At 67.2% G+C, this 13,630-nt stretch carries 17 protein-coding genes; 9 read left to right on the top strand and 8 right to left on the bottom strand.

Going from position 1 to position 13,630, the window contains the following annotated elements; translation table 11 throughout:
* Entirely contained in the window at positions 1-1,293 is a 1,293-nt protein-coding gene (locus tag ACODRX_RS17625; RefSeq protein WP_488872839.1) for an RsmB/NOP family class I SAM-dependent RNA methyltransferase, read from the top strand.
* 157 nt (positions 1,294-1,450) lie between these two features.
* Positions 1,451-2,185, top strand: a complete 735-nt coding sequence (locus ACODRX_RS17630; RefSeq protein ID WP_488872840.1) for a response regulator transcription factor — start codon at positions 1,451-1,453, stop codon at positions 2,183-2,185.
* On the opposite strand, the gene ACODRX_RS17635 is transcribed toward ACODRX_RS17630, so the two are convergent.
* On the bottom strand, positions 2,182-2,625 hold the full coding sequence (locus ACODRX_RS17635; RefSeq protein ID WP_488872841.1) for a hypothetical protein: 444 nt from the start codon (positions 2,623-2,625) through the stop codon (positions 2,182-2,184). The genes ACODRX_RS17630 and ACODRX_RS17635 overlap by 4 nt on opposite strands.
* Positions 2,626-2,815: 190 nt before the next feature.
* Between ACODRX_RS17635 and ACODRX_RS17640 the strand changes: the two genes are divergently transcribed.
* From ACODRX_RS17640 to ACODRX_RS17655, 4 genes are all read left to right on the top strand, one after another.
* Positions 2,816-4,312: an aminotransferase-like domain-containing protein gene (locus tag ACODRX_RS17640; RefSeq protein WP_488872842.1), complete on the top strand. Its 1,497-nt coding sequence runs from the start codon at positions 2,816-2,818 to the stop codon at positions 4,310-4,312.
* A gap of 77 nt (positions 4,313-4,389) precedes the next feature.
* Entirely contained in the window at positions 4,390-4,866 is a 477-nt protein-coding gene (locus tag ACODRX_RS17645; protein ID WP_488872843.1) for a MerR family transcriptional regulator, read from the top strand.
* Complete coding sequence (locus ACODRX_RS17650; protein WP_488872844.1) at positions 4,808-5,191, top strand: carboxymuconolactone decarboxylase family protein; 384 nt, start codon at positions 4,808-4,810, stop codon at positions 5,189-5,191. The genes ACODRX_RS17645 and ACODRX_RS17650 overlap by 59 nt, the downstream gene beginning before the upstream one ends.
* Complete coding sequence (locus tag ACODRX_RS17655; RefSeq protein WP_488872845.1) at positions 5,188-5,991, top strand: NHL repeat-containing protein; 804 nt, start codon at positions 5,188-5,190, stop codon at positions 5,989-5,991. Before ACODRX_RS17650 ends, ACODRX_RS17655 begins: the two co-directional genes overlap by 4 nt.
* Before the next feature lie 76 nt (positions 5,992-6,067).
* Here ACODRX_RS17655 and rpmG read toward each other — a convergent pair whose 3' ends face one another.
* The 4 genes from rpmG to ACODRX_RS17675 all read right to left on the bottom strand — a co-directional run bounded on the left by rpmG (position 6,068) and on the right by ACODRX_RS17675 (position 8,031).
* On the bottom strand, positions 6,068-6,238 hold the full coding sequence (gene rpmG / locus ACODRX_RS17660; protein WP_488872846.1) for a 50S ribosomal protein L33: 171 nt from the start codon (positions 6,236-6,238) through the stop codon (positions 6,068-6,070).
* An 11-nt stretch (positions 6,239-6,249) separates the two neighbouring features.
* A complete protein-coding gene (gene rpmB, locus ACODRX_RS17665) occupies positions 6,250-6,483 on the bottom strand; it encodes a 50S ribosomal protein L28 (RefSeq protein ID WP_012207163.1) in 234 nt (77 codons plus the stop codon).
* Positions 6,484-6,650: 167 nt separating this feature from the next.
* Positions 6,651-7,601 carry a thioredoxin-disulfide reductase gene (gene trxB / locus ACODRX_RS17670; RefSeq protein WP_488872847.1) on the bottom strand — a complete coding sequence of 317 codons (951 nt, stop codon included), beginning with the start codon at positions 7,599-7,601 and terminating at the stop codon, positions 6,651-6,653.
* Positions 7,602-7,902: 301 nt separating this feature from the next.
* Entirely contained in the window at positions 7,903-8,031 is a 129-nt protein-coding gene (locus ACODRX_RS17675) for a hypothetical protein (RefSeq protein ID WP_488872903.1), read from the bottom strand.
* Between ACODRX_RS17675 and ACODRX_RS17680 the strand changes: the two genes are divergently transcribed.
* Both ACODRX_RS17680 and lolA read left to right on the top strand, forming a co-directional pair.
* Positions 7,982-10,297 carry a DNA translocase FtsK gene (locus ACODRX_RS17680; RefSeq protein WP_488872901.1) on the top strand — a complete coding sequence of 772 codons (2,316 nt, stop codon included), beginning with the start codon at positions 7,982-7,984 and terminating at the stop codon, positions 10,295-10,297. The two genes, ACODRX_RS17675 and ACODRX_RS17680, sit on opposite strands and share 50 nt — an antisense overlap.
* Before the next feature lie 94 nt (positions 10,298-10,391).
* Positions 10,392-11,024, top strand: coding sequence for an outer membrane lipoprotein periplasmic chaperone LolA (gene lolA / locus ACODRX_RS17685; RefSeq protein WP_488872848.1), 633 nt, complete (start codon positions 10,392-10,394; stop codon positions 11,022-11,024).
* A 134-nt stretch (positions 11,025-11,158) separates the two neighbouring features.
* Here lolA and ACODRX_RS17690 read toward each other — a convergent pair whose 3' ends face one another.
* Both ACODRX_RS17690 and ACODRX_RS17695 read right to left on the bottom strand, forming a co-directional pair.
* Positions 11,159-11,422, bottom strand: coding sequence for a Txe/YoeB family addiction module toxin (locus ACODRX_RS17690; RefSeq protein ID WP_488872849.1), 264 nt, complete (start codon positions 11,420-11,422; stop codon positions 11,159-11,161).
* A complete protein-coding gene (locus ACODRX_RS17695) occupies positions 11,419-11,661 on the bottom strand; it encodes a type II toxin-antitoxin system Phd/YefM family antitoxin (RefSeq protein WP_488872850.1) in 243 nt (80 codons plus the stop codon). Before ACODRX_RS17695 ends, ACODRX_RS17690 begins: the two co-directional genes overlap by 4 nt.
* A 138-nt stretch (positions 11,662-11,799) precedes the next feature.
* Between ACODRX_RS17695 and ACODRX_RS17700 the strand changes: the two genes are divergently transcribed.
* Entirely contained in the window at positions 11,800-13,122 is a 1,323-nt protein-coding gene (locus ACODRX_RS17700) for a replication-associated recombination protein A (RefSeq protein WP_488872851.1), read from the top strand.
* Positions 13,123-13,126: 4 nt separating this feature from the next.
* On the opposite strand, the gene ACODRX_RS17705 is transcribed toward ACODRX_RS17700, so the two are convergent.
* Positions 13,127-13,426, bottom strand: coding sequence for a hypothetical protein (locus ACODRX_RS17705; protein ID WP_488872852.1), 300 nt, complete (start codon positions 13,424-13,426; stop codon positions 13,127-13,129).
* Positions 13,427-13,630: the final 204 nt, after the last annotated feature.

Below are 13,630 nucleotides of genomic sequence, written 5' to 3' on the forward strand. Positions count from 1 at the left end.
ATGCATCCCAAAGCCCTGCTGGACGCCTGCGCCGAACTGGTGGCGCGCGCCATGACTTTCGAGCACCCGGCCGACGCCGTGGTGTCGCGCTTTTTCCGCGAAAACCGCAGCCTCGGCTCGCGCGAGCGCGCCACGCTGGCCGAGACCGCCTACACCGTGCTGCGCAAGAAGCTGCTGCTGGAGCAGCTGGCGCGCTCGGGCTCCGGCCCGCGCCAGCGGCGCCTGGCCATCCTGGGCTGGGCGCACAGCCAGGGCGGCGGCGACCGCAGCTTTCTCAAGAGCGCGCTCACCGAGGCCGAACGCCACTGGCTCGACGATTGCGATGCCGTGGCGCTGGCCGAGCTGATGCCCCACCACCGCCACAACCTGCCCGACTGGCTGGTGGCGCCGCTCAAGGCGCAGCTGGCCGATGCCGCCGAGTTCGACCGGCTGGCGGCCAGCATGCTGGAGACCGCGCCGCTGGATCTGCGCGTCAACCAGCTCAAGGGCAAGCGCGGCGACATGCAAAAGCTGCTGCGCGAGGCCAAGATCGCCGCCGAGCCCACACCCTACTCGCCCTGGGGCCTGCGGGTGCAGGGCAAGCCGCAGCTGTCGCGGCTCGATGCCTTCACCAGCGGCGCGATCGAGGTGCAGGACGAAGGCTCGCAGCTGCTGGCGCTGCTGCTCGATGCCAAGCGCGGCGAGATGGTGACCGATTTCTGCGCCGGCGCGGGCGGCAAGACGCTGGCCATTGGCGCGGCCATGCGCAGCACCGGGCGGCTGTATGCGTTCGACGTCTCGGCTCACCGGCTGGAGGCGCTCAAGCCTCGGCTGGCGCGCAGCGGCCTGTCGAACGTGCACCCCGCCGCGATTGCGCACGAGCGCGACGAGCGCATCAAGCGCCTGGCCGGCAAGATGGACCGGGTGCTGGTGGATGCGCCCTGCTCGGGTCTGGGCACGCTGCGCCGCAATCCCGATCTGAAATGGCGCCAGAGCCCCCAGGCCATCGAGGAGCTGGGCGCCAAGCAGGCGGCCATCCTGGCCAGCGCGGCACGGCTGGTCAAGCCGGGCGGGCGCCTGGTCTATGCCACCTGCAGCGTGCTGCCGGCCGAGAACGAGGCGATTGCCGAAGCCTTTGCTGCCGCGCACGCCGACTTCGTCCCCGAGGATGCGGGCGAGCTGCTGGCCGCGCTCAAGGTGGAGCAGGCCGCCAGCCTGTGCAGCGGCGGCGCTTCCGGCAGCCGCTACCTGCGCCTGTGGCCGCACCGGCACCAGACCGATGGTTTCTTTGCGGCGGTGTGGACGCGGAAATAGCCATTCGATGGCTTGCCGGGCGGCGTTGCAAGCCGTGTCAGCTCGCCATCAATTGCAATGAATTGTGATTTATTCGATTTGACAATAACTTCTGCAAGTTTTTGCATGGCCTCGTTAGCGCTTGTTGGCAAGAATGTCACAAACGCCAGCTTTCGCCATGCCATCAGTTCATATACCTGCCGACTTCACCATTGCCGTTGTTGAAAATGATGGAGATATCCGGTCCAGTGTCTGCGGCTTCCTGCGGCAATCCGGCTTCCATGCCTGGGGTGCCGCGTCTGCCGAGGATTTCTATGTGGGCCTGCTGCGCCGCAATGCCGACCTGGTCGTGGTGGAGCTGGGCCTGCCCGGCGAGGCCGGCTTGAGCCTGGTGCAGCGCCTGGCCGCGCAAAGCGTGCCGGTGATCGTGCTCGCCGCGCGCGGCGATAGGGACAGCCGCATCGCGGCGCTCAATGCCGGCGCGCTACAGTATTTCGCCAAGCCGGCAGACCTGCACGAGCTGGTGGCCGGCATCCGTTCGCAACTGCGCTACGCCAGGCACGGAGCACACGCCCAGGCCGCGCGGCAAGACGCCCAGGCCGCAGCCCAGGCCGGCACCCAGGCCTGGCGCCTCGACAGCGCGTCTGCCCGCCTGATCGCGCCCAACCAGGGCTCCGTGCCATTGACCAGCCGCGAGCTGGAGCTGCTGCGGCGCCTGATGGCCGCCGATGGCGGCCTGGTGGGCAAGCAGGATCTGGTGCAGGCCATGGGCTATGCCGACGAGGAAGAAGGTTTTCACCGCATCCAGTCGCAGCTTACCCGGTTGCGGCGCAAGACCATGGAGGCCTTGGGCATGGTATTGCCGGTGAGGGCGGTGTTCGGCAAGGGGCTGGTGTTCGTCAACCAGCCCTAGCCAGGAGCGCTCCAGCCGGTCCATTGCGCCACCGCGCCCGCCATGCGGGCCAGCATGCTGCGGTTTGGCCGGGCCTGCAGCCGCAGCAGGCAGCCGGTGCCCGGCCAGGGCTGCAATCGCAGCCAGGCCGATGGCTGCGCGGCCACTTGCCAGGGCGGCTCGCCCGCGGCCAGGCGCAGCGGCGGGGCGTGCGGCTCAGCCCCGGCCAGGCACTCCACCATCAGGCTGCCCTGCAGGCAGCTGATGGCCGCGATGGCATGCACCGGCAGCCACAGCGCCTGGCCGGGTCGCAGTTGCCATTCGGCGTCTGCGGGCGCACGGCTGGCCGCTGCATCCACGGCCGCCAGCGCTGGCCGGGGCGTGGCGAGGCGGATGCTTGGGTGGTCTGGTTGCGCTGCCGCCGATTCGAGGGGCTGGGCGGCGATGGAGCTGGCGGTCATGGGGCCTCGCACAAAGGATGAAGGGATGGCTGTAGCGTAGGAATTTCGGGTCCATCCTCACAGGCACAGCGGTTGCTGCGATGCAGCACAACAGCGCGGCTTGCCGCGGCCTGTTATGGTCCAAAATCGATATCGCTGTATCTGTTGTGGTGCTCCTGGCTGTGGCACCATCGCCATGCCTATGGATGCCATGCCCACGACCATTGAAGAAGCCCCGGCCGCAGAGGGCGAGGCCTTTCTCTACCAGCGGCTGGCCAGCCACTATGCCCAGGCCATGCGGCGCGGCGTGCTGGGGCCGGGTGCGCGCATGCCATCGGTGCGCGAGCTGCGCCACCAGCACCAGGTCAGCCATACCACCGCGCTGCAGGTGCTGCGCGAGCTGGAGTCTCGTGGGCTGATCGCGGCCCGCGCGCGCGTGGGCTACTTCGTCAATGCGCAGGTGCCGCTGCTGCCGGCGGCGCGCGAGCCCGAGCGGCTGGAGCCGTTCGATGCCGGGGCATCGCCGTTCGAGGGCATAGGCGGGCGCATTGCCGAGTACCTGAACCGCGCCCGGCTGGCAGGCCGCCTCAAGGCCGACCTGGGCAGCGCCATGCCAGCGCCGGAGCTCTTCGATGCCGGCTTCCTGAACCGCCATGCGGTGGCCCTGCTGCGTGAGCAGCCCGATGTGCTGGTCTACGGGCCGTCGGCGCCGTTCACCCATCCCGAGTTCCAGGAGGCCATGGCGCGCTATGCGCTCACTTTCGGCCTGCGGATCGCGCCGATGGAGATCGGCGCCACGCTGGGCAATTCCGAGGCGGTGAACCTCGCGCTGGACGCGCTGACCCAGCCGGGCGACGTGGTCGCCATCGAGTCGCCCACCTTCTACGGCATCGTGCAGTCGGTGGAGGCGCGCGGGCTGCAGGCGCTGGAGATCCCGTCGAGCCCGCACACCGGCATGTCGCTGGAAGCGCTGGAGCTGGCGCTGCGCACCCAGCCGCGGCTCAAGGCGGTGGTGGTGGTGCCGCACCTGCAGATGCCCCAGGGCGCCACCATGCCCGACCGCCACAAGCAGCGCATCGTTGCCATGTGCAGCGCGCACGGCATTGCCTTGATCGAGGACGACATCTACCGCGAATTCGTCGAGGCCGACACGGTGATGCGGCCCTGCAAGGCCTGGGATGAGGACGGCACGGTGATCTACTGCGCCTCGCTCAGCAAAAGCTTTGCGCCCGGCCTGCGCCTGGGCTGGATGAATGCTGGGCGCTGGCACGAGCGGGTGCAGATGATCAAGTTCTCGCGCTCGCGCAACATGCCCACCTGGCCGCAGCTGCTGGGGGCGCGCACCGTGGGCACGCCCACCTACCTGCGGCATCTGGCCCGGCTGCGCCAGCACCTGCGCCTGCAGCGCCAGCAGGCGGCGCAGGCAGTGGCGCGCTACTTTCCGCTGGGCTCGCGCCTGAGCCTGCCGGCCGGCGGCCTGAGCATCTGGATCGAGCTGCCCGAGCCGGTGAGCGCCGCGCGCCTGTACGGCGATGCGCTGGCACTGGGCATACGCGTGGCGCCGGGCGACATGTTCTCCAACACCGGCCACTACGACCACTTTCTGCGCCTGAGCTGCGGCATGCCGTTCACGCCGGCCATCGAGGATGCCTACCGCGAACTGGGGCGGCTGATGCACCGGCAACTCGGGCAGGCGCCGCGCGCATAGGCCCGCCACTGCAAATTCTGGCGAAAGGCGCTTGCAGCGCTTGACTTGGAGCGCGCTCCAACTTCTAGGATGAGCCCATGGAATCCCATCTGAGCATTGATGAAGTCGCCAGGCGCACCGGCCTCACGGCCCACACCCTGCGCTACTACGAGCGCATCGGGCTGATCGCGGCGGTCGGCCGGGCGCCCGGCGGGCAGCGGCGCTATGCGGCGGCGGACTTGGCCTGGATCGAATTCCTGCTGCGCTTGCGCGCCACGCACATGCCCATCGGCAAGATGCAGGCGTTCGCAAGGCTACGTGGCGCTGGGGACTCGACGGTGCCAGGCCGCCGCCGGATGCTGCAAGAGCACTTGAGCGAGGTGCTTGCGCAGATCGAGGCGATGCGCCAGGCGGCGGATGCCTTGCAGGCGAAGATCGGGTATTACCGCTCTCTTGAGCAGTCCCTGGCGCCGGATTCACTCTCTGATGAAGGACAAGCCGATGACGAGCGGAACGATGACGACCGAAAGCCGCTACCAGCGCGGACTCGCCAAGCTGCGCGAGATCGACGGTGAGGCCGGAGAGCGGGTGCTGCAAAGCCTGGATGGCATTGCCCCCGACTTCGCCCGCTACCTGATCGAGTTCCCTTTCGGGGACATCTACTGCAGGCCGGGCCTGGACCTGAAAAGCCGGGAAATCGCGGTGGTTGCCGCGCTCACCGCGCTGGGCAATGCCGCGCCCCAGCTCAAGGTGCATATCCAGGGAGCGCTCCATGTGGGCGCGAGCCGCGCGGAAGTGATAGAGACCATCATGCAGATGGCGGTGTATGCGGGATTTCCGGCCGCGCTGAATGGCTTGGCCGTGGCCGGCGAGGTCTTTGGAGCGGGAGCCGCGCCATGAAGCAGACGATTGCCTGCATCGCGCTGGGGATTGCGGCCCTGGCCACGCCGGCCCAGGCGGGGCCGGCCGGGGCCTTGCGCACGGCCGAGCGCATCCACGGCGGCTTGAGCGCTCCCGTCGGCATGGCCTATGACGCGGGTGGCAGCCTCTATGTGGCGAACTGGTCGGCGGGCACCGTCGTGCGCTTTGCGCCCGACGGGCGGCGCAGCATCTTTGCCGAGGGGCTGCGCGGGCCGTCGGGCCTGGCCATCTCGCCCGCGGGCGAGATCTATGTGGCCTCGTACAGCGAGGATCTGGTCTGGCGCTTCACGCCCGCTGGCGAGCGCAGCGTCTTTGTCCAAGGGCTGGCAACGCCTGCGGGCCTGTCCTTTGACACGCGTGGCCGCTTGCTGATCGCCAACCGGCGCAGCAACCAGATCCTGGCCGCGCATCCCGATGGAAAGATCGACATCGTTGCCGAGGGGCTGCAAACACCTGTCGGTGCCATTGAGCTTTCCAACGGCGACCTGCTGGTCAGCAATATCGCCGGCGGCATCGCGCTGGTTTCGGGCGGCCTGCGCGCCCGCACCATCAACTCCGAGCTGGGCAGCCCGGGCCCGGGCATCGTGCGGGCGGGCCCCGATGCGGCCTATGTCGTGGACTATGGCGGCACCACCGTCAGCCGGGTGGATCGCGAGGGCCGGCGCACACTGGTCGCGGATGGCTTGGCCAGCCCGGTGGGCCTGGCGCTGGCGCCGGACGGCGGCCTGACGGTGGCGACCTGGGGCGCGAATGCGGCCTTTCGCATTGCGCGGCCGTAATTGCATCGGCCGGACGGCAATGAAAAAACCGCCAGCGCTTGCGCAGTGGCGGTTTCTTGCGAGGAAAGGGGCCGAATTACTTCAGCTTGATTTCCTTGTACTCGACATGCTTGCGAGCCTTGGGATCAAATTTCATGATCAACATCTTCTCGGGCATGGTCTTCTTGTTCTTGGTGGTCGTGTAGAAGTGACCGGTGCCGGCTGTGGATTCCAGCTTGATTTTTTCGCGTCCGCCTTTGGCTGCCATGGTGTAACTCCTTAAGCTTGGCCGCGTGCGCGCAGGTCTGCGAGCACGGAATCGATGCCGTTCTTGTCGATCAGGCGCAGGGCAGCGCTCGACACGCGCAGGCGCACCCAGCGGTTTTCGCTCTCAACCCAGAAACGACGATATTGCAGGTTCGGCAGGAACCGGCGCTTGGTTTTGTTGTTGGCGTGGGAGACGTTGTTTCCCACCATGGGCTTCTTGCCCGTTACTTCGCAAACGCGTGCCATCGGGACACTCCGTAGTTTTTGCACGGCCGCCGATCCTCGATCGATCAGCAGCCTCACCTCGCCAGTTAAAGGGTGGCGGTAACCCATGTTCACCGCCAAAAAGCCTGGCGGCAAGTTGCCCTGTTAAAAGCAGGGCGTTGGATTATAGCCCGATTCGGGAAAAAGGCCTATTCCTGTTCCAGGAAGCGCTGGGCATCGAGTGCCGCCATGCAGCCGGTGCCGGCGCTGGTGATGGCCTGGCGGTAGACATGGTCCTGCACGTCGCCGGCGGCGAACACCCCGGGCACGCTGGTCTGCGTGGCGAAGCCCTTGAGCCCGCCTTGCGTGATGATGTAGCCGTTCTCCATCTCCAGCTGGCCCTGGAAGATGTCGGTGTTGGGATGGTGGCCGATGGCGATGAAGCAGCCCTGCAGCTGGATGTCCTCGGTGCGGCCGTCGGCGGTGCTCTTGATGCGGATGCCGGTCACGCCCGAGGCATCGCCCAGCACTTCGTCGAGCGTGAAATGGGTCTTGAGCTCGATCTTGCCCTTGGCCGCCAGCTCCATCAGCTTGTCGACCAGGATGGGCTCGGCGCGGAACTTGTCGCGGCGGTGCACCAGCGTGACCTTGCTGGCGATGCCCGCCAGGTACAGCGCCTCTTCGACGGCGGTGTTGCCGCCGCCGATCACGCACACCGGCTGCTCGCGGTAGAAGAAGCCGTCGCAGGTGGCGCAGGCCGAGACGCCGCGGCCCATGAAGGCCTCCTCGGACGGCAGGCCCAGGTACTTGGCCGAGGCGCCGGTGGCGATGATGAGGGTGTCGCAGGTGTAGATGCCGCTGTCGCCGGTCAGCGTGAAGGGGCGCTTGGACAGGTCGACCTTGTTGATGTGGTCGAACACGATCTCGGTCTGGAAGCGCTGGGCATGCTCCAGGAAGCGCTGCATCAGCTCGGGGCCTTGCACGCCGTTGACGTCGGCGGGCCAGTTGTCCACCTCGGTGGTCGTCATCAGCTGGCCGCCCTGGGCCATGCCGGTGACGAGCAGCGGCTTGAGGTTGGCGCGCGCCGCATACACGGCGGCGGTGTAGCCGGCTGGGCCTGAGCCCAGGATCAGAACTTTGGCGTGTTGGGTGGTGGACATCTTGTTTTTCCGTATCGGCAAATCGGCATTCCATAGCTGGGGCCGGGGGCGACAGTATCAAGCAATGGCCGCATTCCCACGGCAGAGTAGGGCATTTGCGCCGCCAACCCGGCGGCGCCGCGGCCCTGTCGCAATTGAAAACAATGGTGGCTTGCGCCAATGCCTGGGTTTTGCTATATATTTGGAAGCTACGTGCGCTTAATTCTCAAGCGCGGAGTGGCAAAATAATTCAAAACACAGGATAGGGGCCCGCGGCTGCACCGTCATGCCCATGGGTTAAGCTCTCGCCTCGATTTATGGCTTATTCATCGAACACATTGAACGCGTCGTCGGCCCGCAAGCATTCGCTGGTATCGGGCGTGCGCCGTTTCGGGCACGAGATGGTGCTGGTGGCTAGCTTCTTGCTCATGGCGTTCTGGATGGCGTCCATGCTGAGCTATTCGCCCAACGATCCGGCCTGGTCCACCTCGGGGGCGCATGTCGGCGGCCCGGTGCACAACTGGATGGGGCGGCTGGGGGCCCTGCTGTCTGACAGCAGCTATTTCCTGGCGGGCTTTTCGGTGTGGTGGCTGGTGGTGGCAGCGGTGCTGGCCTGGTTCTCGTCGCTGGCGCGCTGGCTGCGCGCGGGCCAGAACCCGCCGGGCGATCCGCGCCCGCTGTGGTGGCGGCGCGTGGTTTTCTGGGGCGGGCTGGCGGTGCTGCTGGCATCGAGCTGCGCGCTGGAGTGGTCGCGCCTGTACCGCTTCGAGCCTTCGCTGCCGGGTTCGGCCGGCGGCGTGCTGGGGTATCTGCTGGGGCCGCTGGCCGAGCGCTGGATGGGTTTTTCCGGCTCGGGCATCGCCGGCGTGGTGGTGCTGCTGCTGGGGCTGTCGTGGATCCTGGGGTTCTCGTGGGGGCAGATTGCCGAGAAGGTGGGCGCGGTGCTGGAGGGCGGCGTGCAAAAGCTGGTGTCGCGCCGCGCCGCCGCGCAGGACAAGGCCGTGGGCCGCAAGGCGGCCAAGGCCCGCGAGGCCGAGGTGTTCGAGACGCGCGTCGATCCATCCGCGCTGCTCGATGGCCCGGTGGAGCATTCGTTCGAGCCCACGATGAGCCGCGCGGCGCCGGAGCCGGTGCATATCGCCGAGCCGGCCAAGCCCCAGGCACAGCCCAGCGCCCGCGTGATCAAGGAGCGGCAAAAGCCCTTGTTCAACGAGCTGCGCGACACCCGGCTGCCGCAGGTCGACCTGCTGGATGCGGCGCCCAAGGCGCAGGAGACGGTGTCGGTCGAGACGCTGGAGATGACCAGCCGCCTGATCGAGAAGAAGCTCAAGGACTTTGGTGTCGAGGTGCGCGTGGTCGAGGCGGCGCCCGGGCCGGTCATCACCCGCTACGAGATCGAGCCGGCCACCGGCGTCAAGGGCTCGCAGGTGGTCAACCTGGCCAAGGACCTGGCGCGCTCGCTGTCGCTGGTGTCGATCCGCGTGATCGAGACCATCCCCGGCAAGAACTACATGGCGCTGGAGCTGCCCAATGCGCGGCGCCAGACCATCCGGCTGACCGAAATCCTCGGCTCGCACGAATACCACGAGGCCAAGAGCCTGCTGACCATGGGCCTGGGCAAGGACATCGTGGGCAAGCCCGTGGTGGCCGACCTGGCCAAGATGCCGCACTGCCTGGTGGCGGGCACCACCGGCTCGGGCAAGTCGGTGGGCATCAACGCCATGATCCTGTCGCTGCTGTACAAGGCCGAGGCCAAGGATGTGCGCCTGTTGATGATCGACCCGAAGATGCTGGAAATGTCGGTCTACGAAGGCATTCCGCACCTGCTGTGCCCGGTGGTGACCGACATGAAGCAGGCCGCGCACGGCCTGAACTGGTGCGTGGCCGAGATGGAGCGCCGCTACAAGCTGATGAGCAAGCTGGGCGTGCGCAACCTGGCCGGCTACAACGCCAAGATCGACGAGGCGGGGGCGCGCGAGGAAAGCATTCCCAACCCCTTCAGCCTGACGCCCGAATCGCCCGAGCCGCTGACGCGCCTGCCGCACATCGTGGTGGTGATCGACGAGCTGGCCGACCTGATGATGGTGGTGGGCAAGAAGATCGAGGAGCTGATCGCCCGCCTGGCGCAGAAGGCGCGCGCGGCCGGCATCCACCTGATCCTGGCCACCCAGCGCCCGAGCGTGGATGTGATCACCGGCCTGATCAAGGCCAACATCCCCACCCGCATCGCCTTCCAGGTGTCGAGCAAGATCGACAGCCGCACCATCCTCGACCAGATGGGCGCCGAGGCCCTGCTGGGCATGGGCGACATGCTCTACATGCCCAGCGGCACCGGCCTGCCGATCCGCGTGCACGGCGCCTTCGTCTCGGATGACGAGGTGCACCGCGTCGTCAGCTACCTCAAGGAGCAGGGCGAGCCCGACTACATCGAGGGCATCCTCGACGGCGCCGCGGGCGAGGGCGACTCCGGCTTTGGCGACGAGGAGGGCGGCGGTGGCGGCGGCGAGAAAGACCCGATGTACGACCAGGCGGTGGAGATCGTGCTCAAGGACCGCAAGGCCAGCATCTCCTACGTGCAGCGCAAGCTGCGCATCGGCTACAACCGCTCGGCCAACCTGCTGGAGCAGATGGAGAAGGCCGGCCTGGTGAGCTCGCTCACCAGCAGCGGCCAGCGCGACGTGCTGGTGCCCTACCGCGGTGGTGGCGGTGACGAATAGACACGCATGCCCGCGCATCCGTAAATTTGGATGAACCCGGGCACCTGGGCGCGCTGCCCGGACTCTGAACAGCATGCATCCCGAAAGGAACCCCATGAAGCATTGGATGGCCGCCGCCGCATTCGCCGGCATCAGCACCTGGGCGCAGGCCGACGGCCTGCAGAGCCTGGAGCAGTTTATGAAGAACTCGCAGGCCGGCCAGGCCGAATTCACCCAGACCGTGACCTCGCCCGCCAGGGAAGGCCAGGCGCCGCGCAGCAAGACCTCCAGCGGCAGCTTCGCCTTCCAGCGGCCCGGCAAGTTCAAGTTCGTCTACCAGAAGCCGTTCGAGCAGACCATCGTGGCCGATGGGCAGACGCTGAGCCTCTACGACGTGGACCTGAACCAGGTCACCCAGCGCCAGCAGAGCAAGGCGCTGGGCCAGACGCCGGCGGCGCTGCTGGCCTCGGCCGCCAGCCTGTCGGCGCTCAAGGCCGAGTTCGACCTGGCCAATGCCCCCGAGGCCGATGGCCAGCAATGGGTGCAGGCCACGCCCAAGGCCAAGGACGGCCAGCTCAAGAGCGTGCGCGTGGGCTTCAAGGGCGATGCGCTGCAGACCCTGGAGATCGAGGACGGCTTTGGCCAGCGCTCGGTGGTGCGCTTCAGCAACTTCAGCGCCGCGCCCTCGCTGCCGGCATCGACCTTTGAATTCAAGGTGCCGGCCGGGGCGGACGTGGTGCGGCAGTAGGCGCGTGCCTTGGCGGGCCATGCGCAATGCGGGCAGTGCCGGGCTGCATGTGTGAAGTCTTTATCCGTACAGCCCATGCCGGATGGCGAGTTGCGCGCTGGGGCGCGCTCTCACCTGACATCCATAGGCTGCTGTTATTCATAGTGCGACCACATCCGGAGTACGCGGACGACATGCTCTTCGCCAAAGACTTCGTAGACCAGCCGGTGCTGGATATTGATGCGCCGCGAATATGCGCCAGCAAGATCGCCGACCAGCTTTTCATAGGGGGGCGGGTTTTGCAACGGATCGCTTGCCAGGACCGCGAGCAGTTCCTGGGCCTTCGCCTTCAGGCCGGCGGCAGCGAGCTTTTTCGCATCTTTTACGGCATGTCTGGCAAAAACGACTTGCCAGCTCACCACTCCAGCTCCTTGGCGCTGTCGCCAAGAGGCTCTGCCATGCCTTCCTTGATGGACTCGCGCATGCCGGCAATGGACAGCAGGTACAGCGTTTCCTGGATCGACTGCCAGTCCTCTGCCGAAAGCAGCACCGCGCTCGTGTGCTTGCCTGTAATGTGGATCGGCTGATGAGACTCGGCAGCCTGGTCCATGAGACGGTACAGGTTGGCCCGGGCTTCGCTGGCAGTGAGTGTGGTCATGGCTGATCTCCGACAAGAGCTGTATAGTACGTTTTTGCGTACGTTTTATCAAGCGCGGTCTGGAGCGCGCCTGCCGCCGCAGGCTACGATGCCCGCACGGCGCAGGCGCGGCATGCCGCATCCGCTGGATATTTTTTTATGAACAAGCCATCCTTCCAACCGTCGCACCAACCCCTGGCCGAGCGCCTGCGCCCGCGCAGCCTGGGCGAGGTGGTGGGCCAGCAGCAGGTGCTGGGCGATGGCATGCCGCTGCGCCTGGCGTTCGAGTCGGGCCGTCCGCACAGCTGCATCCTGTGGGGCCCGCCGGGCGTGGGCAAGACCACGATTGCGCGGCTGATGGCCGATGCCTTCGATGCGCAGTTCATCTCGATCAGCGCGGTGCTTGGCGGTGTCAAGGACATCCGCGAGGCGGTGGAGCAGGCCCAGGCCGCGCGCGACGGCCTGATGCAGCAGCGCACCATCGTGTTCGTGGACGAGGTGCACCGCTTCAACAAGAGCCAGCAGGATGCCTTCCTGCCGCATGTGGAAAGCGGGCTGTTCACCTTCATCGGCGCCACCACCGAAAACCCTTCGTTCGAGGTGAACTCGGCCTTGCTCTCGCGCGCCGCGGTCTATGTGCTGCAAAGCCTGACGGCCGGCGACTTGAAGCAGATCGTGGCCAAGGCGCAGGCGCTGCAAGCGCTGCCGGCGATAGAGGACGAGGCGCTGGAGCGCCTGATCGCCTATGCCGACGGCGACGCGCGGCGCCTGCTCAACACGCTGGAGACCCTGGCCATTACCGCGGAGCAGGCCAAGGTGGAGACCATCACCGACGCCTGGCTGCTCAAGGTGCTGGGCGAGCGCATGCGCCGCTACGACAAGGGCGGCGAGCAGTTCTACGACACCATCAGCGCGCTGCACAAGTCGGTGCGCGGCTCCGACCCCGATGCGGCGCTGTACTGGTTCACCCGCATGCTCGATGGCGGTGCCGACCCGCGCTACCTGGCGCGCCGCATCGTGCGCATGGCCTGGGAGGACATTGGCCTGGCCGATCCGCGCGCCATGCAGATGTGCAACGACGCGGCCGCCACCTACGAGCGCCTGGGCAGCCCCGAGGGCGAGCTGGCGCTGGCCCAGGCGGTGCTCTACCTGGCGGTGGCGCCCAAGAGCAACGCCGGCTACATGGCCTACAACCAGGCCAGGGCCTTCGTCAAGCGCGATGGCACCCGCCCCGTGCCCATGCACCTGCGCAATGCACCGACCCAGCTGATGAAGGACCTGGACTACGGCAAGAACTACCGCTATGCGCACGCCGAGGAGGGCGGCTTTGCCGCCGGCGAGCGCTACTTTCCCGAGGGCATGGAGCCGCCGCGCTTCTACGAGCCGGTGCCGCGCGGGCTGGAGATCAAGATAGGCGCCAAGCTGGGCGAATTGCGGGCGCTCAACGAGGCTGCCGAGGCCGGGCGCGGCCCTGAGGAATGACCCGTCAGCGCAGCACGCGCACCCGGATTTCCGTGGTCGGGTAGCCCTTGACGCGCAGGTGCGCGGCCATGGCCGGCAGCAGCTGCTTGAGTTTGGCGGCGCAGGACGGGTTGCTCACCAGCAGGCACCAGGCGTCGCCCTCCAGCGGGCCGGGGCGAATGGATTTGCGCAGCATCGGCGGGATCAGGAATTCCACTTGGCGGTAGCGTTCGCTGGATTCGCGCGTCAGCGCCACCAGGTGCGCCAGCGTCGGCGACGCCGCGGCGGCCTGTTCGAGGGTGATGGCGAAGTGGCGGCGTTGCATGGGATGGCTATTCTAGCCAGATGCCCTGGCCAGGTGTCCGCGCCTGCCATGGGGGCTACGCGGTGCGGTTGTAGAATCGGCGGTTTGGCACAGTGGGGCATGGCTCTTGCATTGCGTCCCCTTGGCCCTATCTGAAGCAAAACTCATCAAAGGGATTCAGGTCGCACCGCGCGGCGCAGGCAGCGCGGTCCGGACCGTGTTCGC

It is taken from the genome of Comamonas sp. FG99, from assembly GCF_057808605.1.